This window comes from Amycolatopsis sp. NPDC047767 (assembly GCF_040704195.1).
Taxonomy (GTDB): Bacteria; Actinomycetota; Actinomycetes; order Mycobacteriales; family Pseudonocardiaceae; genus Amycolatopsis.
This window is the reverse complement of sequence record NZ_JBEYSJ010000013.1, coordinates 59,426-81,346: the sequence shown is the minus strand read 5'-3', so window position 1 is coordinate 81,346 and position 21,921 is coordinate 59,426. Positions and strand designations below refer to the sequence as shown.

At 71.2% G+C, this 21,921-nt stretch carries 23 protein-coding genes; 14 read left to right on the top strand and 9 right to left on the bottom strand.

What is annotated here, in order from left to right:
- Positions 1 to 3: 3 nt before the first annotated feature.
- Together AB0878_RS23570 and AB0878_RS23565 are read left to right on the top strand one after the other, a co-directional pair.
- A complete protein-coding gene (locus AB0878_RS23570) occupies positions 4 to 405 on the top strand; it encodes a CoA-binding protein (protein ID WP_220244722.1) in 402 nt (133 codons plus the stop codon).
- Positions 406 to 480: 75 nt separating this feature from the next.
- Positions 481 to 1,038, top strand: coding sequence for an NUDIX domain-containing protein (locus tag AB0878_RS23565; protein WP_366582400.1), 558 nt, complete (start codon positions 481 to 483; stop codon positions 1,036 to 1,038).
- Between the two features lie 8 nt (positions 1,039 to 1,046).
- Here the strand turns inward: AB0878_RS23565 and AB0878_RS23560 are convergent, their stop codons facing one another.
- The 4 genes from AB0878_RS23560 to AB0878_RS23545 form a co-directional block, all read right to left on the bottom strand.
- The gene (locus AB0878_RS23560; protein ID WP_366582399.1) at positions 1,047 to 2,447 is read right to left on the bottom strand and encodes a phosphocholine-specific phospholipase C; all 1,401 of its coding nucleotides are present in this window, start codon (positions 2,445 to 2,447) and stop codon (positions 1,047 to 1,049) included.
- Positions 2,444 to 3,586 (bottom strand): NHL repeat-containing protein, encoded by a 1,143-nt coding sequence (locus AB0878_RS23555; protein WP_366582398.1) that lies wholly within the window; start codon positions 3,584 to 3,586, stop codon positions 2,444 to 2,446. The genes AB0878_RS23560 and AB0878_RS23555 overlap by 4 nt, the downstream gene beginning before the upstream one ends.
- A 68-nt stretch (positions 3,587 to 3,654) precedes the next feature.
- On the bottom strand, positions 3,655 to 4,323 hold the full coding sequence (locus tag AB0878_RS23550; RefSeq protein WP_364049809.1) for a response regulator transcription factor: 669 nt from the start codon (positions 4,321 to 4,323) through the stop codon (positions 3,655 to 3,657).
- 2 nt (positions 4,324 to 4,325) lie between these two features.
- Complete coding sequence (locus tag AB0878_RS23545) at positions 4,326 to 5,705, bottom strand: HAMP domain-containing sensor histidine kinase (protein ID WP_366582397.1); 1,380 nt, start codon at positions 5,703 to 5,705, stop codon at positions 4,326 to 4,328.
- Between the two features lie 313 nt (positions 5,706 to 6,018).
- Here AB0878_RS23545 and AB0878_RS23540 point away from each other — a divergent pair, with 313 nt between their 5' ends.
- The 3 genes from AB0878_RS23540 to AB0878_RS23530 all read left to right on the top strand — a co-directional run bounded on the left by AB0878_RS23540 (position 6,019) and on the right by AB0878_RS23530 (position 9,707).
- The gene (locus AB0878_RS23540) at positions 6,019 to 6,792 is read left to right on the top strand and encodes an IclR family transcriptional regulator (protein WP_366582396.1); all 774 of its coding nucleotides are present in this window, start codon (positions 6,019 to 6,021) and stop codon (positions 6,790 to 6,792) included.
- Positions 6,793 to 7,041: 249 nt separating this feature from the next.
- The gene (locus tag AB0878_RS23535) at positions 7,042 to 8,727 is read left to right on the top strand and encodes an L-lactate permease (RefSeq protein ID WP_366582395.1); all 1,686 of its coding nucleotides are present in this window, start codon (positions 7,042 to 7,044) and stop codon (positions 8,725 to 8,727) included.
- 110 nt (positions 8,728 to 8,837) lie between these two features.
- A complete protein-coding gene (locus tag AB0878_RS23530; RefSeq protein WP_366582394.1) occupies positions 8,838 to 9,707 on the top strand; it encodes a nuclease in 870 nt (289 codons plus the stop codon).
- Between the two features lie 7 nt (positions 9,708 to 9,714).
- On the opposite strand, the gene AB0878_RS23525 is transcribed toward AB0878_RS23530, so the two are convergent.
- Genes AB0878_RS23525 through AB0878_RS23515 form a run of 3 tightly spaced genes read right to left on the bottom strand, consistent with a single transcriptional unit; the run spans position 9,715 to position 11,799 of the window.
- Complete coding sequence (locus AB0878_RS23525; protein WP_366582393.1) at positions 9,715 to 10,974, bottom strand: RNA polymerase sigma factor; 1,260 nt, start codon at positions 10,972 to 10,974, stop codon at positions 9,715 to 9,717.
- Between the two features lie 46 nt (positions 10,975 to 11,020).
- Entirely contained in the window at positions 11,021 to 11,371 is a 351-nt protein-coding gene (locus AB0878_RS23520; RefSeq protein WP_366582392.1) for a YciI family protein, read from the bottom strand.
- Positions 11,371 to 11,799, bottom strand: a complete 429-nt coding sequence (locus AB0878_RS23515) for a YciI family protein (protein WP_366582391.1) — start codon at positions 11,797 to 11,799, stop codon at positions 11,371 to 11,373. The genes AB0878_RS23520 and AB0878_RS23515 overlap by 1 nt, the downstream gene beginning before the upstream one ends.
- 136 nt (positions 11,800 to 11,935) lie before the next feature.
- Between AB0878_RS23515 and AB0878_RS23510 the strand changes: the two genes are divergently transcribed.
- The 6 genes from AB0878_RS23510 (at position 11,936) to AB0878_RS23485 (ending at position 17,362) form a co-directional block, all read left to right on the top strand.
- A complete protein-coding gene (locus tag AB0878_RS23510) occupies positions 11,936 to 12,994 on the top strand; it encodes a small ribosomal subunit Rsm22 family protein (protein ID WP_366582390.1) in 1,059 nt (352 codons plus the stop codon).
- A 4-nt stretch (positions 12,995 to 12,998) separates the two neighbouring features.
- Positions 12,999 to 13,571 carry a dihydrofolate reductase family protein gene (locus tag AB0878_RS23505; RefSeq protein WP_366582389.1) on the top strand — a complete coding sequence of 191 codons (573 nt, stop codon included), beginning with the start codon at positions 12,999 to 13,001 and terminating at the stop codon, positions 13,569 to 13,571.
- Between the two features lie 191 nt (positions 13,572 to 13,762).
- Positions 13,763 to 14,614, top strand: a complete 852-nt coding sequence (locus AB0878_RS23500) for an SDR family NAD(P)-dependent oxidoreductase (protein ID WP_366582388.1) — start codon at positions 13,763 to 13,765, stop codon at positions 14,612 to 14,614.
- A gap of 66 nt (positions 14,615 to 14,680) precedes the next feature.
- On the top strand, positions 14,681 to 15,439 hold the full coding sequence (locus AB0878_RS23495) for a maleylpyruvate isomerase family mycothiol-dependent enzyme (protein ID WP_366582387.1): 759 nt from the start codon (positions 14,681 to 14,683) through the stop codon (positions 15,437 to 15,439).
- Between the two features lie 83 nt (positions 15,440 to 15,522).
- Positions 15,523 to 16,683, top strand: a complete 1,161-nt coding sequence (locus AB0878_RS23490; protein ID WP_366582386.1) for a histidine kinase — start codon at positions 15,523 to 15,525, stop codon at positions 16,681 to 16,683.
- 28 nt (positions 16,684 to 16,711) lie between these two features.
- Positions 16,712 to 17,362, top strand: coding sequence for a response regulator transcription factor (locus tag AB0878_RS23485; protein WP_366582385.1), 651 nt, complete (start codon positions 16,712 to 16,714; stop codon positions 17,360 to 17,362).
- On the opposite strand, the gene AB0878_RS23480 is transcribed toward AB0878_RS23485, so the two are convergent.
- Positions 17,243 to 17,806: an RDD family protein gene (locus AB0878_RS23480; RefSeq protein WP_366582384.1), complete on the bottom strand. Its 564-nt coding sequence runs from the start codon at positions 17,804 to 17,806 to the stop codon at positions 17,243 to 17,245. The genes AB0878_RS23485 and AB0878_RS23480 overlap by 120 nt on opposite strands.
- 156 nt (positions 17,807 to 17,962) lie before the next feature.
- On the opposite strand from AB0878_RS23480, the gene AB0878_RS23475 reads away from it, so the two are divergent.
- Together AB0878_RS23475 and AB0878_RS23470 are read left to right on the top strand one after the other, a co-directional pair.
- Positions 17,963 to 19,642 (top strand): alpha/beta fold hydrolase, encoded by a 1,680-nt coding sequence (locus AB0878_RS23475; protein WP_366582383.1) that lies wholly within the window; start codon positions 17,963 to 17,965, stop codon positions 19,640 to 19,642.
- Positions 19,643 to 19,644: 2 nt separating this feature from the next.
- Entirely contained in the window at positions 19,645 to 19,845 is a 201-nt protein-coding gene (locus tag AB0878_RS23470) for a hypothetical protein (protein WP_366582382.1), read from the top strand.
- Between the two features lie 12 nt (positions 19,846 to 19,857).
- On the opposite strand, the gene AB0878_RS23465 is transcribed toward AB0878_RS23470, so the two are convergent.
- Entirely contained in the window at positions 19,858 to 21,129 is a 1,272-nt protein-coding gene (locus AB0878_RS23465) for a cytochrome P450 (RefSeq protein WP_366582381.1), read from the bottom strand.
- 48 nt (positions 21,130 to 21,177) lie between these two features.
- On the opposite strand from AB0878_RS23465, the gene AB0878_RS23460 reads away from it, so the two are divergent.
- Entirely contained in the window at positions 21,178 to 21,915 is a 738-nt protein-coding gene (locus tag AB0878_RS23460) for an alpha/beta hydrolase (RefSeq protein WP_366582380.1), read from the top strand.
- The last annotated feature ends 6 nt before the right edge of the window (positions 21,916 to 21,921 follow it).

Genomic DNA, 21,921 nt, shown 5'->3' with positions numbered 1-21,921 from the left:
ATCATGCAACCTGAAGAAATCCTCGCGAACGCCACGACGATCGCGGTGGTCGGCCTGAGCCGCGATCCGGCGAAGGCCGCGCACGGGGTGCCCGCCACGCTGCAGGCGCACGGTTTCCGCATCATCCCCGTGCACCCGTCGGCCACGGAGCTGCTCGGCGAGAAGGTCTACCGGTCCCTCAAGGACATCCCGGAGCCGGTGGACCTCGTCGACGTCTTCCGCCCGGCCGCCGAGGCCCCGGGCATCGCTGCCGACGCCGTCGCCATCGGCGCGAAGGCGCTGTGGCTGCAGCAGGGCATCGTCTCCGCCGAGGCGAAGCGCATCGCGGAGGAGGGCGGGCTCGAGTACGTGGAGAACCGCTGCACCGCGGTGGTCCGCGCGGTCGCCGCGATCTCGAAGAACTGACCGCGGCGGGCTAGGGCATCATCGACGCGTAGCAGCGTCCGCCGGCCGAGGCGCGCTCCTGGCCGGCGAGGCACCGTGACCGACGAACAGCCCCACCACCGCGGCGACCCGGCCGTTTTCGCTGCCGACCTGCAGGCCGACGGCGAGCCGGAGGCCGAGTTCAACCCCGGTATCGCCGGGCGGCTGCCCCGCAAGAACGTCGCCGCCGGCGCGCTCGTGCGCGACGGGGAGGGTCGGCTGCTGTTCGTCGACCCGACGTACAAGCCGTTCCTGGAGATCCCCGGCGGCATGGTCGAGGACGACGAGTCCCCGCTCGCGGCCTGCCACCGCGAGGTCCGCGAGGAGCTCGGCCTCGACCTCGCGCTGGGGCGGCTGCTGCTCGTCGACTGGATGCCGACCCACGGCGTCTGGCGCGACAGCCTGCAGCTGATCTTCGACGGCGGCACCCTCAGCCCCGCGCAGGTGCACGCGATCGAACCGGCCGGCGACGAGCTCGGCGGCTTCGAGTTCCTGGACCTCGCCGCGGCGGAACCACGGCTTCGGCCGTCCAAAGCCAGGCGGGTGGCGCTCGCGTACCAAGCCCTGCTCGCGGGCGAGACTTTCTACGGCGAGTTCGGCCGCTCCGCGCAGTAGCGCCGGGCTCAGCTCGGCATCGACTGCGGCCCGGTCGGCACCGACGGCGCCGGATTGTCCCGAACCTGCACCTGCGCCTGCAGCAGATCCGCCGTCGTCGCCGGGTAGTGCAACGCGCGGTTGTCCCGCGGGTACCGCGCCGGCTGCCGATCGAAGCGGAACGCCGACGTCAGGTCACCGACGGTCCGGCGGCGCCAGGCACTGATGTGCGGCTCCCGCACCCCGAACCGCGCCTCCAGCAGCCGGATCAACGACGTGTGGTCGAACGTCTCCGAGCTCACGTACCCACCGGCCGTCCACGGCGACACCACCACGGTCGGCACGCGAAAACCGAGGCCGATCGGCACGCCGCCGACGAACTCGTCCGGGGTGCCGGCGGGCGGGGTCGGCGGGGCGACGTGGTCGAAGTACCCGTCGTTCTCGTCGTAGGTGAGGATGAACGCCGTCTTGGCCCACACGTCGGGGTTGGCGGCGATCGCGTCGAGCTTCGACGCGATGTACTGCGCGCCGGCGGCGGGCATCCAGTTCGGGTGCTCGGTCTGCGCCGAGGGCGCCACCAGCCACGAAACGGCGGGCAGGTTGTCGTTGCGGGCGTCGTGCTCGAACCAGCCCGCCGACTTCTTCACCATCGCGTTCTTGTACAGCGGCGACGACTTCGGCGCGTCCGCGAACTGGCGGAGCCAGGCCAGCGCGTTGTCGTCGTAGTTGTCCTCCTCCTGGTAGATCCGCCAGGAGACGCCGGCCTCGGTGAGCCGCTCCGGGTAGGTCTTCCAGGACAGCGCCGGGTTGTCCGACGACATGAAGTTGGTGTTCGCGGGTCCGCCGGCCGTGCCGTGCGGGTCGATCCACCCGGTCCACAGGTAGAGCCGGTTGGGGTTCGTCGGGCCGATCACCGAGCAGTGGTAGTGGTCGCAGACCGTGAACGCCTCGGCGAGCGCGAAGTGGAACGGGATGTCGTCGCGGTCGTAGTAGGCCATGGTCTTCGCGCCCTTGGCCTCGATCCAGCGGTCCAGCTTCCCGTTGTTCCACGCGGTGTGCTGGTCGGTCCAGTCGTGCGGGAGACCCGGCGTGGCCTGCGCGCTCGTCGTGCGCGTGTTGTAGCGGAACGGCAGCAGGTAACCGTCGGGGTGGCCGCTGTAGGGCTGCTGGAAGACGGAGTTCCCGCTCGGCAGCTTCATCGCGTGCGGGTCGGCGAAGCCGCGGACGCCGTCCATGGTGCCGAAGTAGTGGTCGAACGAGCGGTTCTCCTGCATGAGGATCACGATGTGCTCGATGTCCTCGAGCCGTCCCTTCCGGCGCGCGGGCTCGGCCAGCGCCTTGCGGACGTTCTCCGGCAGCGCGAGCGATCCGGCCGCGGCCGCGGCCGCCGCGGCGGCACCGAGGACCCGGCGCCGGGTGAACTCGCTCACGCTCTCGCTCCAAAGTGGACGATACGATCGTTTCCGGTGTCCGCCACGAAGATGCGGCCCTGCGCGTCGACGGCCACGCCGAGCGGGAAGCTCAAGGCGCCGGGCCCGTCGGTGCCGAACTCCGCGCGGTACGGGCCGGTGGTGCGGAACTGCGCGACCCAGCCGTAGTCGGGGACGGTCACGTACGCGTCGCCCTGGGTGTTGAGCGCGACGCCCGCGGGGTTGGACAGACCGCCGAACTCGCTGTTCTGGCCGCCGCCGATGGAGCCGATCGCCTTTCCGTCGCCCGAGTAGTGCACCACGGCGACGCTGCCGCTGGCGGCGCGGCCGTTCTGCACGATCCACGCGCCGCCGGCGCCGTCGCTGACGATGCCCTGCGGCGAGCTGACCTTCTCGGTGATGTCGGTGAGCGCCTTGCCGGTGAGGGTGTCGAAGCGGGCCACGCGCTGGTGGCCGGTGTCCGAGACCAGCAGCCGGCCCGCGGTGTCGATGGCGACGCCACGCGGGTTGTCCAGCTGCCCGGCGCCGTCCTCGCGCACGAAGCCGCCCCACCAGGAGTACTGGACCACGCGGTTGTTGCCGGTGTCGGCGACGTAGACGTTGCCGGCGTGGTCCACGGCCACGGCCTGCGGCGCCTTGAACCGGCCGGCGAGGACCCGCACCAGGCGGCCGTCGCGGGTGAAGGCCTGCACGCGGTCGTTGCCGGTGTCGGCGACCCAGATCTGGCCCCGCGGGTCGACGGTGAGGCCGGCCGGGCTGCTGAACTGCGCCGGCCCGCGCCCGCTGCGGCCGAACGCGCCCTGGTACACGGGCGGTGGTGTCTGTGGCGTCGGGCGCACGACGAAGCGCACAGGTTCGGCGAGCCAGGCGTAGCCGTCGTTCGCGAGGTAGAACGCGACGTAGTTCCCGGGGCCGAGCGAGCCGGTGGAGAACGAGACGGTGCCGCTCGCCGGCGGGGTGTACTCCCGCAGCGTCGACGGGCCGACGTAGGACTGGTCGACGGGGCCGTCGCCCGGGTCGGAGTAGAGCCCGACCCAGTTCTTCGGGGTCACCGACGACTGGGGCGTCGTGTACGTGAAGGTGATCAGCTCGCCCTGCTCCACGGAGGGCGCACTGCTGACCAGGGTGCCGGTAGCCACGGGCACAGCATCCACTGGCACGCCCGTACCAGGAAAGCCGGGCTGGTGGGTGTTCAGGAAGAGTTCGCTCAGGTGACGAGCCGGTAGCCGACCCCTCGGACGGTCTCGATGGTGTGGGTGCCGAACGGCGCGTCGATCTTGCGGCGGAGGTACCCCACGTAGACCTCGACGACGTTCTCGTCGCCCTCGTAGTGCGCGTCCCAGACGTGGCCGAGAATCTCGTTCTTCGTGAGCGCCGCGCCCTGGCGGCGGAGCAGGAACTCGAGCAGGCCGAACTCGCGCGCGGTCAGGTCGATGCGCTGCTCTCCCCTGTGGACGGTGCGCGCGGCGGGGTCGAGTTTGAGGTCGCCGGCCGCGAGCACGGCGGGGCGGGCGGGGGCGCCTCTCCTGAGCAATGCCCGCAGCCGCGCGACGAGGACGACGAAGGAGAACGGCTTGGACAGGTAGTCGTCGGCACCGAGGTCGAACGCGTCGGCCTCGTCGTACTCGCCGTCCTTGGCGGTCAGCATGAGAACCGGAGTCCAGTTCTCCTTGGCGCGCAGGCGTTTGAGCACTTCGTAGCCGGAGAGCTCGGGGAGCATGATGTCGAGCACGACGGTGTCGTAGTCGTGCTCGGTGGCCGACCACAGGCCGTCGGGTCCGGTGTGGACGACGTCGACGGTGAAGCCCTCCGCGACGAGTCCCCGCCGCAGGGTTTCGGCGAGCTCGCGCTCGTCCTCGACGATCAGCAGCCGCACGGTCAGTCCTCCTCGAGGCGGGGCAGTTCGATCCGGAAGTGGGCGCCCGGGTAGCTGGGGTCGGTGACGTCCACGTAGGACGCCTGGCCGCCGTGGCGCGCGGCGATGCCCGCGACGATCGGGAGGCCGAGGCCGGTGCCGCCGTGGCCGCGCTGGCGCGAAGCGTCGAGCCGGACGAACCGTTCGAAGACGCGCTCGCGATCCTCCGGGGCGACACCGGGGCCGTCGTCGCTGACCTCGACCACGGCGGTGGTTTCGTGGACCCAGCTGGCGATGCGGACGCGTTCGCGGGCATGACCGCGGGCGTTGTCGACGAGGTTGCGCACGGCCCGTCTCAGCTGAGCTTCGCTGCCCCGGACCTTGGCCGGCCCGGCGCGGACCTCGATCTTGATGGGACCTTCGGCGCGGATGCGGTGGGCCTCGGCGCGGACGATGTCGTCGAGGTCCACTTCGGTCGTCGCGGGGCGCTCGGTGGTGTCGTCGGTGCGGGCGAGCATGAGGAGGTCGTCGACGAGTTCGCGCAGGCGCGCGGTTTCCCGGGTGATGACGGGGACGAGCTCACCGGTCGTCTCGGGGTGGCGGCCGGAGACGTCGAGGGCGGTGCTGATCGTCGAGAGTGGACTGCGCAGCTCGTGGCTGGCATCGGCGACAAACCGGCGTTGCGCGGCTTGGGCGGAGTGCAGGCGGTTGAGCATCTCGTTGAGGGTCACGGCGAGGCGGTGGACCTCGTCGTTGCCGGGCGGCAACGGAACTCTCGCGGTGAGGTCTCTTGTGGACACTTCGGCGACGGTGCGGCGCATGCGTTCCACCGGCCGCAGGGCCGCGCCGACGGAGCGGTAGACGGCGAACCCGGCGATGGCGAGCAGCGGCAGGGAAATCAGGGCCAGGAGGAGAGTGAGCCGGGTCGACGCTTCGGTGACGGGTTCGAGGGATCTCGCCGAGATGACGGTGTAGGGCCCGCCCGGCCCCCGGACGCCTTGGGAGACGACGCGGTAGTCGGCGCCGTCGCCGTTGAGGTCCAGCGGCAGGGTCTCGACGGTTTCCTGGCCGGGCGCGGGCCGGTCCCCGGTCAGCGGCGGGTGGCCGGTGATGGCGGGGTCGCCCGCGATGGGCCGGCCGGTCCTGTCGAGCACCTGCGTGACGGCCTCGGTGTCGCCGGTGCTGGCGACGTCGCTCGCGGACAGGTCGCGCGAGCCTTCGCGGACGAGCTGGATGGCGACCTGGCGGCCGGTGCTGCGCGCACTCTCCGTCACGCTGCGGTCGAGCGACTCTTCGAGCAGCACGACGACGACCACGCACGCCACCGCGATGGCCAGCGCCAGCACCACCACCGCGACGGCCGTGGTCCGCATCCGGATACCGATCACCGCTCGCACCCTCACGTACGCAGGGTAACGATTTCCGGTTCGGGTCCGGTGTTCGCTCCTCGTTTCGCTCACCCCGGATCGTCTGTCCTGTTCGGACTGTTTACCCGGGCGGCGCTGTGGTTTTGCTGAGAAGGCGATTGTTGTTGCGTGGAATGCTTTGTTAGTCGTCCTAACGATCGGAGGTTGAACCATTCAGGGCAACCTTGACCTGCCACAATACGAAAGTAGGTCAAGATCTTCCGTCCATACATCGGAGCTGTTAGCGTCCAACCCCGCTTAGCGGAAACACGTGCCGGTGAGCGGGAATTTGGGCGAAGGGGCGATCGACGTGACGGAACGAGGGCTGGACCAGAGCGGCACGCTGGAGCGCGGGCTCGCGGTGCTGGAGCACGTGGGGCAGCACCAGGAGATTTCCACCAACGCGATCGCGAGGCAACTGGGGCTCTCGCGCAGCGCGGCGTACCGCATCGTGGGCACCCTCAAGCGGCTCGAATACCTCGAAGCGGACACCGTGACCGGTCGCGTGCGCCTCGGCACCCGCCTCGTCGAGCTCGGCGCCCGCGCGATGGCCGCGACCGACCTGCACCGCTGCGCGCCGCGCTACCTGGCGTCGCTGGCCGAACGCTCGGGCGAGACGACGTACCTCGCCGTGCCCGACAACGACACCATGGTCTACGTCGCCACCGAACGCAGCGCCAGCGCCGTCACGCTCGCCTGCCGCCTCGGCACGCGCCGCCCGCAGCACGCGACGTCGCTGGGCAAGGCCTGGCTCGCGGCGTTGCCCGAGATCGACCGGGTTGAGCGCGTCCGCCGGATGAAGCTCGACAGCCTCACGCTCAAGACCATCATCGACCCCGGCCGCCTCCTCGACGACCTCGCCCGCACCAGCCGCCGCGGCTGGGCCATCGACGACGTCGAGAACGAGCCCGACGTCGGCTGCGTCGCCGCCGCCGTCCGCGACCACTCGGGCCGCCCCATCGCGGCCATCAGCGTGGCCGGCCCGGCCCCGCGCGTGCTGCGCCGCGTGGAGGAACTGGGCGCGACCGTGGCGGGGACTGCCGCGGCGCTGTCGCTCCGGCTGGGGTACGTCCGGAGCCGGTAGGCCATCGGCCGGACATCCGACGAAGCGCACAACCCGAAGCATCGAGCCCGCTGTCACCGCACCCGGCTCGACCCCTCAGCTGGCACGCGCCGCGGTCGACTCCGCACCGCAGTCCGCAACGACCTGACACCCGCCGCCAGCGTAGGCCGGCTCGGCGTCCGCCGTGGCCGGGAAGGAAACGAAAGACCCTGGGTCTCCCGGAACCGCCGCCGTCGGGAGGGCCGGGCGGATCAGCGAAGGGGCTGACGCGTGACCTGGATCCAGGATTACCAACCGGCGGGCGGGCTGTGGGTGTCCGCGCTGCTCGCCGCGCTGCCGATCATCGTGTTGCTGGTGGCGTTGGGTGTCGTGAAGCTGTCGGCGCACCTGTCGGCGGCGTTGGCGCTCGTCACGGCGCTCGGGGTGGCGCTGCTGCTCTACCGGATGCCGGTGGGGCTCGCGCTCGACTCCGCCGTGATGGGCGTGGTCTTCGGGGTGTGGTCGGTGGCGTGGATCGCGTTCCACGCCGTGTACTTCCACAACGTCACGGTGACCACGGGCCGCTTCGACAGCATCAAGCGCGTGCTCGCCGGGTTCAGTGAGGACCGGCGGCTGCAGGCGTTGCTGATCGCGTTCAGCTTCGGGGCGTTGCTGGAGGGCGTCGCGGGTGGTGGGTCGCCGATCGCGATCACGGCGGCGATGATGGCGGCGCTCGGGTTCCCGCCGGTGAAGGCCGTGGTGCTGGCCCTGCTGGCGAACACGGCGCCGGTGGCGTTCGGCGGGCTCGGGAACCCGTTGATCGTGCTCGGCCGCCTCACCGGGCCGATCATGCACCTCAAGCCGGAAGACGCGACGGCGGCGTTCTCGTCGATGGTCGGGCGGCAGGTGCCGTTCCTGGCCGTGATCATCCCGGCGTTCCTGATCGTCGTGCTGGCCGGCTGGAAGAAGATGCTGGAGGTCTGGCCCGCCGTCGTCACGGCCGGGCTGGCGTTCGCGTTCATGCAGTTCGCGGCGTCGAACTACATCAGCGCGAGCCTCGTCGACGTGCTCGCCGCCCTCGCCGCGATGGCCGCGCTCTACGTGCTCACGCGGTTCTGGCAGCCGAAAACCGTGTGGCGCTTCGAGGGCGAAGAACCGGTGAAAACGTCGGCGAGCCTGGGCGCGGCGAAGGCCGAACGCGGAGCGCTCTACGCGTGGACTCCGTACGTGATCCTGATCCTCGCGATCTTCCTGTCGCGCATCGGCACGATCTTCGCGCACCTGCCCGTGTGGTTGGACCTCACGAAGCTGCTGCACAAGGCCGACTGGGTGTTCGCGTGGCCGGGGCTGCACAACCACGTGATCCAGCACGCGCCCATCACGCCGAAGGACACGCCGTACGCGGCGACGTTCACCGTCGACTTCCTCTTCTCCCCCGGCACGGTCGCCCTCATCGCCGCGGTGATCGCCGGCTTCGCGATGGGCGCACGGCCGAAGCAACTGGTGCGGACGTACCGCGCCACGTTGCACCAGATGCGCTGGGCGCTCGCGACGATCTTCATGATCCTCGCCATCGCGTTCGTGATGAACTACTCCGGCGCCACGCAGACGCTGGGCCTCGCGCTGGCCACGACCGGCGTGCTGTTCCCGATCTTCTCCGCCTACATCGGCTGGCTCGGCGTGTTCCTGACCGGCTCCGACGCGTCGACCAACAGCCTTTTCGGTCCCATGCAAGTGATCTCCGCCCAGCAGCTGCACCTCAACCCCGTGCTGGCCGGCGCGACGAACACGTCCGGCGGCGTGATGGGCAAGATGATCTCGCCGCAGAACCTGTCGATCGGCGCGACGGCGATCGGGCAGAGCGGCAAGGAAGGATCACTGCTGCGCCAGACGTTCCTGTGGTCACTCGCGCTCACCGCCGTGGTCGGCGTGATCTCACTGCTGCAGGCGACCGTGCTCGGTTTCATGATCCCCTGACGGGAATTGCTCTTTTCGGGGCAACCAGTCACCGTCCACTGTGGGCGGTGACTGGGCTGTCCGGATGAAAACCGGACACACCCGGCTCCGCGCGACCTACCGTGGTGCACATGCCACTGACGCTGATCAAAGGCACGTTCCAGCTCCTCGGTGCCGCACCGGACGGCGACTCCGTGCGGTTCTACCCCGACGACCCGGCCGCGACGAAGAAGGCCGGCCTGCGCGTCCGCCTCAACTCCCGCGGCGGCATGCAGCTGCGCCTCGACGCCATCGACGCGCTCGAAACCCACTACCGGCCGCGCGGCGGCGAGATGCTGCACCAGCCGGCTTCCCTCGGCGCCGCCGCGGCCGACCGGCTCGTGTCGCTGCTCGGCTTCACCTCCGTCACGCGCGGCGAAGACGGCATCGTCACGGCCGCGAAGCCGGAGAAGGTCTCGGGCCACATCCTCACGCGCTTCGCCGACAAGTACGGGCGGGCGGTCGCGTTCTCCTTCCCGGGCCAGCGGCCCGGCCGTTCCGTGGACGGCAGTGAGGTGTTCCTCGACACGAAGACGTTGAAGAACTCGGTGAACTTCCAGCTCGTCTCCGAGGGTCTCACGTATCCGACGTTCTATTCGCTGTTGTACGTGGATCTGCGCCAGACTCTCGCGGACGCTGCGGTGTCGGCCCGCGCGTCGGGCAGCGGCGTGTGGGCTTCGGACGTGACCACTTCGGGTTTCCGGCTCCGTTCTCGGGCCCAGTTGCAGGATGAGCTCGTACTGCTGCCCAAGCTGTTCCGCCGGCTGGCGGATTACCTCGCCCTGGACGAGACGGGCGGGGTCTCGCTCGCCGGCTTCGCCCACTTCCTCGACACACGCGACGACCGGCTGTTCACCGTCCCGGATGGACAGTCGACGGAGCTCGCCACGCTGGTGGAGGTGAAGCGGCAGACGGTGAAACTTCTCGTGCCGCCGGAGCGGATCGTGTTCGTGGAGGCTTGACGAACGTTCAGCAAGCCGCCGCTCGGTCCAACAACAGCGTGCGTTCGCGGGCATTCCCCGTCATGTCCGCCGCCCGCTCGAACTCCGCCTTCGCTTCGGCCAGCCGGCCCAGCTTCACCAGGAAATCCCCCCGAACGCTCGGCAGGAGGTGGTAGTTCTTCAACGCCGGCTCGTCCTTCAGCTTGTCCACGAGCTCAAGACCGGCTTCCGGCCCCTCGGCCATCGACACCGCGACCGCCCGGTTCAGCTCGATCACCGGCGAAGGTGTCAGCTGCGCGAGCCCGGTGTACAGCGCGGCGATCCGCGTCCAGTCCGTCTCCTCCGGCACGCGCGCCCGCGCGTGACACGCCGCGATCGCCGCCTGCGCCGAATAAGGCCCGTACGCGCCCTCGGCCAGTTCCTCCGAACGCGCCAGCGCCGCGAGCCCACGCCGGATCAGCAACTGGTCCCACCGGCCCCGGTCCTGTTCCAGCAGCAACACCGGCTCCCCGGACGGACCCGTCCGCGCGGCCGAGCGCGAAGCCTGGATCTCCAGCAGCGCCGCCAAGCCGTGGACCTCGGGCTCCGTCGGCATGAGTCCCGTGAGCACGCGGGCCAGCCGTAGGGCGTCCTCGCACAGGCCGGGGCGCAGCCAGTCGTCGCCGCGGGTGGCGGAGTAGCCCTCGTTGAAGATCAGGTAGATGACCTCCAGCACGGACGACAGGCGGGCCATGCGCTCTTCGCCGACGGGGACCTCGAAGGGCACCTTCGCGTCGGCCAGCGCCTTCTTCGCGCGCACGATCCGTTGCGCCACAGTGGATTCCTTGACGAGGAACGCGCGGGCGATCTCGTCGGTGGTGAGCCCGCCGAGCATGCGCAGCGTGAGGGCGACGCGCGCCTGGGTGGGCAGCACCGGGTGGCAGGCGGTGAAGACCAGCCGGAGGATGTCGTCCTCGATGTGTTCCTCGTCGAGGACCGCGTCGAAGTCGGCGAGGTCCGGCTCGAAGGCCTGCTGCTCGCGGCCGAGTTCGTCGAGCTTGCGGCCGAACGTCTCGTTGCGGCGGAACTGGTCGATCGCGCGGCGCTTGGCCGTGGTCATCAGCCACGCGCCGGGGTTGCGCGGCACGCCGGTCTCCGGCCACTGCTCCAGCGCCGCGACCAGCGCGTCCTGCGCGAGCTCCTCCGCGAGCCCGACGTCGCGCACCATCCGCGCGAGTCCCGCGATCACCCGCGACGACTCGATCCGCCAGACCGCCTCCACGGCACCGTGCGTCTCCACGGAGCCCATCAGACAGGCTGGCCCGCCCGAGGGCAAGCCTCGGGCGGGCGCGGCGTCACGGAACGAGCGGCCTGATCTCCACGACCCCCGCCTGCAGGTCGGGGTTCGGCGCGCGCTTGAGCAGCTCGACGATCTCCGCCACCGACTCCCCCTGCAGGATCCACAGCCCGGCCACGAGCTCCTTCGTCTCCGCGAACGGCCCGTCGACCACCCGCGGCTGCGGCTCGCCGTCGAAGTAGACCAGCCGCGCGCCCTGCGAACTCGGCGCGAGGCCCTCGGCCTGCACGAGGTGCCCCGACGCCGCCAGCTCGTCGTTGAACTTCGACATCTGCGCCATCAGTTCGGCGCTCGGCATGACGCCGGCCTCGGAGTCGGCGTTGGCCTTGACCATCACGAGGAAGCGCATCAGGCGTTCTTCGCCGCTTCCGCGCGCAGCTTCTCCTCGGCCTCACGCAGCTCAGGCGTCAGGTTGTCGCCGAAGTCCTCGGCCTCGGCGATGCGCCGGATCTCGATCTCGTGGTGCGCGCCGTCCGTGTTGGGCACGCGCTTCACCCACTCGATGACCTCTTCCTTCGACTTCACCTGCAGGATCCAGAAGCCCGCCACGAGCTCCTTGCTCTCGGCGAACGGGCCGTCGATCACGGTCGGCTCGGCGTTGCCCGCGAAGCGCACGCGCGCCCCTTCGGCGCTCGACGTGAGGCCCTCACCGGCGAGCATCACGCCCGCCCGCACGAGCTCCTCGTTGAACTTCCCCATCTCGGCGAGCATCTCGGTGGTCGGCAGCTGGTTGGCCTCGGACTCTTCGCTCGCCTTCATGATCACCATGAACCGCATTTGGGAGATCCTCTCTCTTCGGTTTTGCCGTCACCCCTGCGTCGAACGGGCGGCCGCTGGATCGACAAGGCGCCCGAACTTTTTTCCCGCGGCCGAAACTAGCAGGTCAGGCAGCTGCTTGGGGGACAAATCGGGCGTGGGAGAATTCTCGGTCGTGGCGCACCTCCCCGAAGACCTGCGAACCGCCCTCGACGACGAGCTCGGCCGCTTCCCCGAATCCCGGCTCGCCCAGGCGGTCGACAAGCTCAGCTCGCGCTACCGCTCCGGCGAAGCCGCGACGGCGCCGATCCTCACCTCGGAGCTCGACGTCGCCGCCTACGCGGGCTACCGCATGCCGGCGACGTACGCGGCCGTCAGCTCCGCGCTCGGCGAAGTGGCCGCGGCCGCCCCCGGGTTCGCGCCGCGCACACAGCTCGACATCGGCGGCGGCACGGGCGCAGCCATCTGGGCCGCGGCCCGCGCGTGGCCGACGCTGGAGAAGTGCACCGTCGTCGAGCAGGTCGCCGGCGCGCTCACCCTGGGCCGCAAGCTCGCGGCGAGCGCCGAAGACGCGGCGGTCCGCGGGGCGACGTGGCAGCGCGGGCTGATCGACCCGGCGTCACCGCTGCCGGCGGCCGACCTGGTGACTCTGTCGTACGTCCTGGGCGAGCTGCCGGAACGCACGCGCGACGAGGTGGTGCGCTGGCTCGCCGCGTCGGGTGGCGCGGTGGCGCTGGTCGAACCCGGCACGCCCGCCGGGTTCGACCGCATCCGCGCGGCTCGCGACGTGCTGCGCGGCCTCGGCCACACGGTGCTCGCGCCCTGCCCGCACGACGGCGAGTGCCCCATCAAACCCGGCGAGGACTGGTGCCACTTCGCCGCGCGCCTGCCGCGAAGTGGCGTGCACCGGCGCATCAAAGCGGGCACGCTGGGGTTCGAGGACGAGAAGTTCTCCTACGTCGTCGCGGCGCCGGCGGGCGTCACAGCCGACCGCGCCGACGCGCGGATCCTGCGGCACCCGCGCAAGCACAAAGGCTTCGTGCAGCTCGACCTGTGTACGGTGGATGGCCTCGCTTCCGGCGTCACCGTGTCCAAACGCCACGGTCCCCGCTACCGCGCCGCGCGCGATGCGGAATGGGGCGACGCTTGGATTACCGCTGCGAATACCGGAGCCACGAACACCGGGACCACGAACACCGGGACCACAAAGGAGTAGTCCGATGGGGAAGGTCGTCGCGGAGATCAGCATGTCGCTCGACGGGGTCGTCGCCGGCCCGGGCACGGACACCGACAACCGCCTCGGCCGCGACGGCGAGCTGCTGCACACGTGGATGGCGCACGGCAACGAGACCGACCACGACGTGATGGCCGAGTTTTTCACCGACACCGGCGCGTTCGTGCTCGGGCGCACCACGTTCGACATGGGCATCGACGTCTGGGGCCCGGACGGCGCCTTCGAGCGACCGGCGTTCGTCCTCACCCACCGCGCGGCCGAACCGCTGGAGCGCGGGAAGACCACGTTCACCTTCGTCACCGACGGCCCGGAAGCCGCGCTGGCCCAAGCGCGCGAGGCCGCGGGCGACCGCGACGTCGTGGTCATGAGCGGCTCGGCGATCGACCAGTACCTGCGCCTCGGACTCGTCGACGAGCTGCGCCTGCACCTCGTGCCCCTGCTGTTCGGCGAGGGCGTGCGCCTGTTCGACGACCTCGCCGACCACCGCGTGACGCTGGAGCGCACCGACGTCGTCACCACCCCGACGATGACGCACCTGACCTACCGGGTCACTTCCTGAGACCGCACGGCGTAGCTGTCGAAGTGAGTAGCACAGTCGCGCACTTCCGGGGCCCGCGAAGGAAACGCGGTGGCCCGACGGACACAACGTGTTCCCGAAAGCCTCGGTCACCACACCGCCGGTGCCACCGCGGACCAGCTCCTCCTAGCCTCGCGCTCGACTTCCCCCACCGCGCGAGTTACTGGAGGCAGATGAGTGCTGTCCGTCGCTGGTTCGTCACCGGCGCCTCCCGAGGCTTGGGCCGGGCGCTGACCGAGGTCGTGCTGGATCGCGGTGACCGGGTCGTCGCCGCGGTCCGGCGGCGCGAGAGCATGGCCGACCTCGCGCAGAAGTACGGCTCGCAGATCGAGGTCGAGCAGCTCGACGTCGGCGACCTCGCGGCGATCGACGACGTCGTCGGCCGGGTGCTGGCCCGCGGACCGCTCGACGTGGTCGTGAACAACGCCGGCTTCGGCGTGATCGGCGCACTCGAGGACCAGAGCCCCGAGCTCGTACAGAGCCAGCTCACCACAATGCTGCACGCACCGATCGCGATCACGCGCGCCGTGCTGCCCGCGCTGCGCGAGCACGGCGGCGGGCACATCTTCCAGATCTCCAGCATGGGCGGCCAGATGGCCTTCCCGGGCAACACCGTCTACAACGCGGTCAAGTGGGGCCTGGAGGGCTTCAGCGAGTCGCTCGCCCAGGACGTGGCCCAGTTCGGCATCCGCGTCACCATCGTCGAGCCGGGCGCCATCCGCACCGACTTCCACCACTCGGCGAGCTTCCCCGAGGGCAACCCGGCCTACCAGGAGGGCGCGGTCGCGGCCGTGCGCGGCTACTTCCGCACCGCGGGCCTGGACCTCTACCAGGGCGACCCCGGCAAGGTCGCCGGCGCGATCCACGACCTGTCCACCCGGGAGAACCCGCCGCTGCGCGTCCCGCTGTGCAGCGACGCCTTCGACGCGTTGACCGCCACGCTGCAAGGCCGCCTCGACGCCCTCGCGCCACTGGAGTCGCTCGCGCGGTCCGTCGCGATCGATCCGGCCCCGGAAGAAGCCTGACCCACCGTGTCCGGTCGGCGGCCCCGGCTCCGACTCCATGGTGAACCGAACCGGAAGGACGCCACCATGGACTTCGAACGCCGGGCCGCCGAGATCGTGGCGCAGACCGAGCTGCTGCGGACCACCGCAACCGGCGCTGACCTCGCAACACGAATCGCCGCGTGCCCGGACTGGAGCCTGGGCCAGCTGCTCAACCACGTCGGGGCGGGGCACCGGTACGCCGAGGGAATCGTGCGCACGCGTGCCTCCGAGGCCCCCGCCGACGACTACCTGCGCAATCCGGGCCACGAAGTCCGGCCGGGCAGCTGGCTCACCGACGGCGCCGAGGCCCTGGCGACGACCTTGCGCGAAGCCGGGCCCGACGCCGAGGTCTGGACCCCCGTCCCCGCCGGAGCGCCGCGGGCCGCGTTCTACGCCCGCCGCTTCCTGCACGAGACGGCCATGCACCGCGCCGACGTGACGCTCGCCCTCGGGCAGCGCTTCGAGCTCGACGGCGACCTCGCCCACGACACCCTCGACGAGTGGCTCGAACTCGGCTGCCTGCCGGTGATGTTCGATTACTTCCCGGAGCGCCGCGCGCTGCAGGGACCCGGCCACACCGTCCACCTCGCGCCGACGGACCACGCGGCGTCGTGGACCGTCGACCTCACCGGCGACCTGCCCACGTGGCACCGCGGCGCCGTCGAGAACCCGGCCGTGACGGTCGAGGCGCCGCTGACCGACCTGCTGCTGATCGCCTACGGCCGCGTGCCGGCCACCACCGCGAAGCGCACGGGCGACACGGCGTTCCTCGACACCTGGCTCTCGCTGGTGAGTTTCGGCTGAATCCCCCGGCTCAGCCTCACGGCCGAGGCACTTCGCACCCGCGCAGGAGGCGAAGCGCGCCCCGGCACGAGACGATCAGGACCATGACCACCCAGCGCGTGGGCCCGCGCATCGCCCTGGTCGCCGAGATCGCGGCGCTCGTGGTGCTCGTGGTGCTCGACGCCGTGGTGTTCACGCGCTCCGGCTCGGCGCAGGGCACGCTCGCGCTGATCGCCGTGGACTTCGCGCCCGGGCTCGGGCCGGTGGTGGCCGTGCTCGCCGTGCTGCGCCGCCGGTTCCCGGACCACGTCGCGCTCGTGGCGACGGCGGTGTCGTGCCTGTCGCTGCTCGGCACGGCCGTCACGGCGGGCGTCGCGGCGCTCGGGCAGCGGCTACCGGTGCAGCCCAGCGGGGCCGAGTCACTCGCGATCGCGCTGGTCGTCGGCGCGTGCTGCCACCGGCTGCAACGGCCGCCCGCGGCGACGTTGTCCATCCTCGGTGGGATCGCGGCCGTGGCGGCGCCGGTGTTCCGCTACGGCATCGGCTCGCCCGCGGCGCTGCTCTCGGCCGCCGCGGCCGTCGCGTGGGGCGCGGCGCTCGCGATCGGCCTGCTGTTGCGCGACGCCGACGCGCGGGCCCGGGCCGAAGCCGTCGAGGTTCGCGCGGCGGAGCGGCTGAACCTCGCGCGCGAGCTGCACGACCTGGTCGCACACCAGATCACCGGCATCGTCGTGCGGGTGCAGGCCGCGCACCGCGTGACCGAACGCCAAGGCGGTGACACCAGTGCGTTCGCCGAGATCGAGCAGGCGGGCGCGGAGGCGCTGGCGTCGATGCGCCGGCTCGTCGGCACGCTGCGCACCGACGGCGAGAACTTGTTCAGCCCACCGTCCGGGCTCGCTGCGGCCGTGGACCGCGCGGTGCCCGACGACGGCACCGTCACCCTCGACGTGCCCGGCGACCTCGGCGGTCTCAACGCGACGCCGGAGGTCGTGACCACTGTCCACCGGCTGATCACCGAGGCCCTCACCAATGTCCGCCGCCACGCGCCGCGCGCCACCGACGTGCGGGTGAGCGTGCGCCGCGACCAGCGCGACCTCGTGGTGGAGGTCGGCAACGACGGTGCGGCCAAGCCCGCGCGGCCCGGCGGCTACGGCTTGATCGGCATGACCGAACGCGTCACCGCCGTCGGCGGTACGGTTTCCGCGGGCCCGGCGGCCGGGCACCGCTGGCTGGTGGCCGCGCGGCTGCCGCTCGAAACAGCCTGAGCAGAACAGCCTGAGCAGGAGGATCCCCGTGCCGGTGACCGTGTTGATCGCCGACGACCAGGCGATGGTCCGGACCGGCTTCCGGCTGATCCTCGAAGGCGAGCCGGACATCGAGGTGGTCGGCGAGGCCGCCGACGGTCAGGACGCCGTGCGCCTCGCGCGGCAGCTGCGCCCGGACGTCACGCTGATGGACATCCGCATGCCCGGTATCGACGGGCTGCAGGCCACGAAACTCCTGGCCGGCCCGGACGTCGCCGATCCGCTGCACGTCGTGATGGTCACGACCTTCGGGCTCGACGAGAACGTCCACGCGGCCCTGCGCGCCGGCGCGTGCGGCTTCCTGTTGAAGGACGCGGGCGCGACGCTGCTGATCGAGGCCGTGCACGCGGCCGCGCACGGCGAGGCGCTCGTCTCCCCGGCCATCACCACGCGTTTGCTCGCCCACTTCGTCGGCAGTGCGAGCAAGGAACGGTCCGAACCGGACAGTCCGCTCACCAACCGCGAGCTCGACGTGGTGAAAGCCGTGGCGGGCGGCCAGACCAACGCCGAGATCTGCGAGTCACTCGTCCTGTCGCTCTCCACCGTGAAGACTCACCTCGCGGCCGCCCAGCGCAAGCTGCGGGCTCGCAACCGCACCGAGATCGCCATCTGGGCCTGGGAGACCGGGCTCGTCCGCTGAAGCTGCGACGCGCACGACCATGGTCCCCGCGACCAGGTCACCGAGGCGTTGCCGGCGGGGGCTGACCAGCATGATCACCACCCCCGCGAGGCCCCAGCAGAACCCGTCGACCACCATCAGCACCGCGCGGATCACGTAGGCGCGCAACGGAGGCCGGCCGCCGTCGGGCAGCACCACGCGGATCCGCAGCCAGCGCATCGCCGGCGTCTGGCCGCGGTGGCGGTGCGGCCACCAGATCTCGAGGTACAGACTCGCGAGCACCCAGATCCCGAACGTCGTGAACGCCACGACCTCGATGAACGTGAGCAGCGAGCCGGGCGGGGGCACGTAGAGCACGACGAGTACCGCGACCACCGCCACGGGCACGGTGGCGAGCAGCTGGTCGAGCACGCGCTGCACGACCCGTCGGCCCACCACGCCGGGGCCGGGCGCGGGAATGGTCATGTCCTCAGTTTCCCCGCTGTGGCAGCCTCGCGCGCGTTGGCCCGCCTCGTTCGCACGGCCGAGGCGGCACCGGAAGTTCGTCCGCAAGGCTGATCGCCGGCGTCCGCGCGCGCACGAGACTCGACGGCAAGCGGATCACGGACGAAAGGACTCCCGGTGCGAACTCCCAGAGCAGTACTGGTCTCGGCGGTGGTCGCGGCCGCCACCGCGGCCTTGGTCCCGGCGACGGCGAGCGCGGCCGAAGACCCTTACACGAGCCAGAAAATCACGTGGGGCGACTGCGCGTTCAAACCGGCCACCGGGGCGAAACCAGCACAATGCGCCGAAATCACCGTGCCGCGCGACTGGGCGAACCCGGCCGCCGGCGTCGACCTCAAGGTGTCGATCAGCCGCGTCGCCGCGACCGGCGACCGCGCCGGCGCGATCCTCGTGAACCCCGGCGGCCCGGGCGGGCAGGGCACCTCGCTGGCCGGCTCGCTCGCGGGACTGGAGCCGTCCGTGAGCGCGAGCTACGACTTCATCGGCATGGACCCGCGCGGCACCGGCCAGGAAGGCAGCAGCGACAAGGGTTTGCAGTGCGAGGTGCCCACCGGCGGGCTGCCCACCACGGCCCTCGACGCCCGGGACCGCTCCGCTGCCAGCATCGCGGCGCACCAGGCGACGCCGCGGGCCATCGCCGAGGCCTGCCAGAGCGACGCGCTCACGCCGTACATCACGACGTGGCAGACCACGCACGACATGGACCTGATCCGCACGCTGCTGGGCGACCAGCAGCTCAACTACCTCGGGTATTCCTACGGCACCTGGCTCGGCGCGAAGTACGCGTCGATGTTCCCCGGCCACGCGGGCAAGATCGTGCTCGACTCCAGTGTGAACTTCGAGGGCCGGCTGCAGGCCGACTTCGAGGCGTTCCCCGAGGTCGACCAGCGGCAGTTCGACGACGTGTACGTGCCGTGGCTTTCGCGCCAGTTCCCTGACCAGCTCGGGAAAACGCCCGAGGCCGTGAAGCAGAAGTACGAGCAAGTGCGCGCGTACTACGCGTCGAAGGGCATGTCCCCCGACAACTTCGACCACATCTTCGTCGGCAACGGCAGCAAACTGCAGTGGCTGCTGGGCGCGCTGGTCTTCACCCAGGGTGCGGCCGCGCTGGACGGCACCGCACCGGCGCCGCCGAAGAACCTCGCGGCCGACCTCGACGCCGAGTCGCGCAGCGCGTTCGGCGTGCCGGCCACGGACCTCACCGTGGCGAAAGTCGTCGCCGCGACGCCCGACTACACACCGGTGGCCGGCACCCGCTACGCCGTGGCCTGCGGTGACCAGCCGACGCGGTCGGCGGCCTGGTACAAGAACCTCAGCGACCGGCAGGGTCCCGTCGACCCGCTCTACGGCTGGTCCTACGGGCTCAGCGAGCCGTGCGGCTACTGGTCGGAAGCGCCGCAGCACGAGCTGCCGAACCTGCCGGCGTCCGTGAAGAGCCACGTTCTCGTGGTGCAGGGCGAGTTCGACCCGCAGACCGGCTACGAGCAGGGCCGCGCCGGTGCTCGCGCGGCCGGCGTGCCGCTGATCTCGGTGGACGACGCGCCCTTCCACGGCGAGTACGCGATCAACGGCAACCCGTGCGTCGACGGGCTCGTGAACACCTTCCTCACCAAGAACTCGCGGCCCGCCTCGACCACGTGCCCCGGGGTGCCGCTGCCCGGCGAGGACGAGGTGCACCCGGTGACCGGGCCGGTCGACCACCACGCCGGCGGCGTCGCGACCGAGGTGCGCGACACGCTGTCACACCTGCGCCAGACCGTGCAGGACCTGATCCGCAACCTCAACTCCAGGAGGTAGACATGGGACTTCGGTGGCTGCCCCGCACACGGGCCACGGCTTGGGCGTACCTCGTGATCGGTTTGCTGATGCTGGGACTGCTGATCGCGGAGCTGTCCACGGGATTCGCCGGGGATTCCCTGGTGCAGTACGGAATCCTGGCGTTCATCTTCCTCGGGTTCACCTCGACCGGCGTCGCCAAGCTCATCGTGACGCGGGACTAGCAGTCTTGACGATCAGCCCCACTGGATGGGCAGGCTCTTGAGGCCGTTCTGGAAGTTCGAGCGCAGCCGCCGTGGTTCGCCCGCGAGGCGGACTTCGCCGAGCTGGTCCAGGACGGCCTCGAAGAGCGCCCGCATCTGCACGCACGCCAGGTGCGAGCCGAGGCAGAAGTGCGGGCCGTGGCCGAAGGTCAGGTGCTCGCTGGGCGCGCGCGTGACGTCGAACGCGTCGGGGTCGGCGAACACGGTCTCGTCGCGGTTGGCCGAGGAGAACCAGACCACGACCTTGTCGCCGGCCTTGATGTCCACATCGGACAGCCGGGTGTCCTCGGTGGCCGTGCGGCGGAAGTGCATGACCGGCGTCCACCAGCGCAGCATCTCCTCGACGGCACCGGGCAGCAGCGACCGGTCGTCGAGGAGCTTGCGGTACTGCTCCGGGTGCCGCAGCAGCGCGGCGAGCCCGCCGGGCAGGCCGTTGCGCAGGGTTTCGTTGCCCGCCACGGAAAACAGCCAGAACAGGTTCTCGAACTCCGCGATCGAGACGCGCCCGCCCTCGTCGTCGACGTGCTGCATGAGGTTGCTCATCACGTCGTCGCCGGGGTGGCTGCGCTTGTATTCGCCCAGGGCGTTGGCGTACGCGTAAAGGTCCGGCATCCCGGCGCGTGTACGCGGGTCGGGCATCGCGCCGTCCGGCCCTGGCTCGGGCCGCACGGCGAGCGCGGCGCGGGCGAGGTCCGTCACGTCGTCCGGCCGGACGGTGGCGCTCACCGCGTATTCGGCGTCCTGGAAGCCGATCACGCGGTTGCTCCAGTCGAACATCAGCCGCCGGTCCTGCTCCGGCACGCCGAACACCTCGGCGAGCGTGAGCAGCGGCAGGTCGGCGGCGACGTCCTTGGCGAAATCGCACTCGCCCCGGTCCGCGACGGCCGCGACCAGGTCGTGGGCCCAGCCCTCGATGCGCTCGGTGAGCCGGCCGATCGCCCGCGGCGTGAACGCCTTGCTCAGCAGCCCGCGCAGCCGGCCGTGCTCGGGCGGATCCATGTTCAGCATCATGCGCCGCACGTAGCCGAGGTCCTCGGGCGTCGCGGGGTCGCGGATCTGCGTGCCGCCGAGCTGCGACGAGAACGTGGCGGGGTTGCGCAGCACGTCGCGTACGTCGGAGTGGCGCAGCACGGCCCAGAAGTCGCCGACGCGCGTCACCGGCGTTTCGCGGCGCAGCTTCGCGAGGACGTCGTAGGGCACGCCTTCGACGTAGGTGTCCGGGTCGGCGATCAGGGCACTCGACACGGTCCCGACCCTAGCCCCGGAACCCCGGCCTGGGGAAAGATCCGAGTGGTGGAAACGCTGAAGCTGCGCACCGACGGGTGCGGCGAGCCGGCCGTGCTGCTGCTCCACGGACTGGGCGCGACCGGCACGGTGTGGGACGGGCTGACCGAGCTGCTGGACCGGCGGGTGCTCGTGCCCGACCTGCCCGGGCACGGTGGTTCGGCGCCGTTGCCGGCCTACTCGTTCCCGGCGCTGGCGGCTGAGGTGGCCGCGGGCCTCGACGAGGCCGGGCCGGTGGTCGTCGTGGGCCATTCCCTGGGTGGGGTGGTGGCGCTGGAGCTGGCTTCCGGGCGGCACGGCCTGGAGGTCGCCGGGGTGCTGGCGCTGGGCGTCAAAGTGGAGTGGAGCGCCGAGGACCTGGAGCGCGCCGCCGCGATGGCCGCGCGTCCACCGCGGTTGTTCGCCTCGCGGGAAGACGCCGCGGTCGCGTACCTGAAGGTCGCCGGGCTCACCGGCTTGGCGCCCGCGGATCCCGGTGGTGTGGTGGCGACCGCCGACGGCTGGCGCCTGGCTCTGGACTCCGCCGCGTTCGGCGTGGGTGCGCCGGACATGCCGCGGCTGCTGGCCGAAGCGACGTGCCCCGTCGTGCTCGCGGCGGGCGCCGACGACCCGATGTCGCGGCCCGAGCAGCTGCGGGCGCTGGCGGCCGGCTCCGTCACGTTGGCGGGCCTCGGGCACAACGCCCACGTGGAGGACCCGGCCGCGCTGCTGCCGTTGTTGACGCAGCTCACCCCGCGTGAGGAGTGAGCGGTC